Origin of the sequence: Mycobacterium sp. (assembly GCF_052144515.1) — a bacterium.
In the GTDB taxonomy this organism is placed as follows: Bacteria; Actinomycetota; Actinomycetes; order Mycobacteriales; family Mycobacteriaceae; genus Mycobacterium.
The window spans coordinates 1-2,537 of sequence record NZ_JBKQQD010000224.1 but is presented as its reverse complement, the minus strand read 5'-3'; the positions used below and the strand labels follow the sequence as shown (position 1 = coordinate 2,537).

Here is a 2,537-nt window from a genome sequence, read left to right as displayed (position 1 = left end):
ACTCCCTCGTCGCCGACCCTCGCATGGTGCGCGACCTGCACAGCCGGGGCGTCCCGCATCTTGCCGTCCGGGTGCGCGACGGCATCGGGCTGGTGGGACCGCTGGTGATCCCGGGCGTGACCAGCTGCCTGGAAAATCACTAAACAGAATTACCCAGTAGCGTTGCCGCCGTTTCCCCCAATCGGGGGACGCGCGATTCATCCCGCGCACCGGCTGGTCGGCGGACAGACATCGCTGAACCGCGCCGGAAGAATAGTCATTGCGGCAATCAACTCGACGTTCCCAACCAGGACGAGCTGTTGGCGGTGCTCATGGCTCGCCACTTTGAACGGCCGCCCACCGAGCACCGCACATAGAACGAGCTGCTCGACGAGCGAGCGGCAGCGCTCTCACCTTCGGTGGAAACGGAAACATTTAGGAGAGCCCGCGTGCATGACATTGAGACCATCGACGCCGAACTTCGGCTACTGGCCCGGGCGTGGCGCGTGGCGCGCGAGTTGTGTGACCGGATGCCTAGTACTGCGCACATAGACAAGCTGCTCGACGAGCGAGCGGCAGCGCTCTCGCCTTTGGTGGAAACGGAAATATTTAGGAGAGCGCGCATGCGCGACCTCGAGGTGATCGACTGCGAACTGCGACTGTTTCTCGCGATTCGCAAGATGGCCCGTGAGGCAGAAGGTCGCACGCCAAATACGGCGCGGATAGACGCGCTGCTGGACGAGCGCTCGGCAACTATGGCCTTGAGCACCACGGTCGGCCCTGCATAGGCGAGATGACCACGCAGCTCAGCGGCCCGTCACTGCGGTGGCGGGCCTTCCCATAGCTCAGCGTGTCGCTTCGCCCAGTCGATGGTGCTGTAGGCGCCGTGGTGGACGTGCGTCGAGACGCCACCCTCCGGCGCCTCCCGGACCACCAGAATCCACGGGAGGTCTTGGCTTGCTGCCCCGGTGGGGTCGTGGAAGACCCGGTATTCATGCTTGCCGCTGATCGCACGGTAGCGCTCGAACGGGTAGGTCGCGTTCTCGTCCACTGTTTCCCATTGCAGCATGGTTATCTATGATCCCGCGCCTCTCCTGGCCTGGTGAACCGGCCCCAGTCTGTCTACCTGCCTGAGTTATCAACAGATGGGATTACTAAACTTCGACCATGAGCGGGACCACCACCACAGCGGCCATGAACGCGAGGGAACCGCACGACAGCCACCGCACCATGTCTGCCGTGATTGACAACGGCGGCCCCGTCCCGCCGCTCGCTCCGCCCGGAGGCTGCGGGGGCGCCGTCCATTGAACACCCGCCAGGACCCAGCCTGGCGACCCGCCCGCCCCGCCGGCAGGTGTTCCGTTCGGAACAACCTCGCGCTAACCGTGCCGCTGTCGCCAGCGGTGGTGGCGCTGACTCCACCGTGTATGTGACGGCGTGTAGCGCGGTGACGGCACCCTCAGGTGGTCGCTGTTCGTCCTGGCCGACAGGCGCGCCGGTTCGCGGCGATGATCATCGAGACGGCCGACGAGCTGGACGGGCTCAACGACTGACCAACCGAAACGACCACCGGGCCACACGGTTCGGTGGTCGCTTCGGGCGTACCGTTCGCGCATGATCAGAACACCGCCGACTACGGCAGAGCTCGCCGAGATGGCGAAGGTTCACTTGTATTACGAAGTCGCGATGCTGCGGGGCGCCCGCGTGGAACAGGATCGCCGGCGCAACGAGCGATCGGACATGATGAACCTAGACCGTGCCGACCCGGTCATGCATGGCATTTTTCGAGGCCGCGGCGACCTAGCCAGCGAACGGGTTGTCTTCGCGCTGATCGACCGGCAGGGGCTGCACCAAGTCGCCACCAGGGCGGACCTGGGGACGAAAGGCCCTATCCGGTGGACCACGCGGGGCGGAGCATAGATTCGTCACGGGACTCCTTAGGTCAGGGAATTTCGGAACATGTCGGCTTTCCACAGCGGAACGGGGAATGGCCGTGGCTGGTTTATTCATAGGTTGGGGAGACATGGTGGAGGGCGACGAGAAGCGCGCCCTCGAACTATTCAACAAGTCGATGCACTACTGGAGACGTCTTCAGGATGAGGGGCGGATCGACCGCTTTGACGTGGCAGTTCTTCCGCAAAACGACAGAGACCTTCGCGGCTTCATTCTGCTGCGGGGCACGGTGGAGCAGATCAACCTGCTTGGCGATGACGAGGAGTTTCAGCGGCTACTCAGCGATGTGCAGGTTGTCGTCGACCGGGTCGGGGTCATCGACGCCTTTGTTGACGAGGCACTCGCGCGAACAATGCATCAATACCAGGATGTGGGTCGAATCGGAGAACTGACCTGACCGCGACCCCGCGCGGAAGCGCTGCGCTCCCATATGTCGGCACCGGCGGCGGGGCATAGCGCGCCCCGACGGAAGTATGAGGAGTCATAAGCGTCGGAGTAGGTTGACTCAAGTGAGCGACAGTGGTCCCTTTCCCGACGATGTCCCTCTCGCCGATGCTATCGAGCAGCAGCGCCCCGCAGCTGAGGCCGCCGACCTGGAAACCGTC

4 protein-coding genes and 1 pseudogene are annotated in these 2,537 nt (G+C 63.8%); 4 read left to right on the top strand and 1 reads right to left on the bottom strand.

Going from position 1 to position 2,537, the window contains the following annotated elements; all coding sequences use genetic code 11:
• Both ACLP9N_RS15795 and ACLP9N_RS15790 read left to right on the top strand, forming a co-directional pair.
• A pseudogene (locus ACLP9N_RS15795) lies at positions 1-131 on the top strand (cyclodehydratase); the annotation flags it as partial.
• 297 nt (positions 132-428) lie between these two features.
• Entirely contained in the window at positions 429-767 is a 339-nt protein-coding gene (locus ACLP9N_RS15790) for a hypothetical protein (protein ID WP_442408305.1), read from the top strand.
• 29 nt (positions 768-796) lie between these two features.
• On the opposite strand, the gene ACLP9N_RS15785 is transcribed toward ACLP9N_RS15790, so the two are convergent.
• Positions 797-1,048, bottom strand: a complete 252-nt coding sequence (locus ACLP9N_RS15785) for a hypothetical protein (protein WP_442408304.1) — start codon at positions 1,046-1,048, stop codon at positions 797-799.
• A 545-nt stretch (positions 1,049-1,593) separates the two neighbouring features.
• Here ACLP9N_RS15785 and ACLP9N_RS15780 point away from each other — a divergent pair.
• On the top strand, positions 1,594-1,899 hold the full coding sequence (locus ACLP9N_RS15780) for a hypothetical protein (protein ID WP_442408303.1): 306 nt from the start codon (positions 1,594-1,596) through the stop codon (positions 1,897-1,899).
• 103 nt (positions 1,900-2,002) lie between these two features.
• Positions 2,003-2,329: a hypothetical protein gene (locus ACLP9N_RS15775; RefSeq protein ID WP_442408302.1), complete on the top strand. Its 327-nt coding sequence runs from the start codon at positions 2,003-2,005 to the stop codon at positions 2,327-2,329.
• The last annotated feature ends 208 nt before the right edge of the window (positions 2,330-2,537 follow it).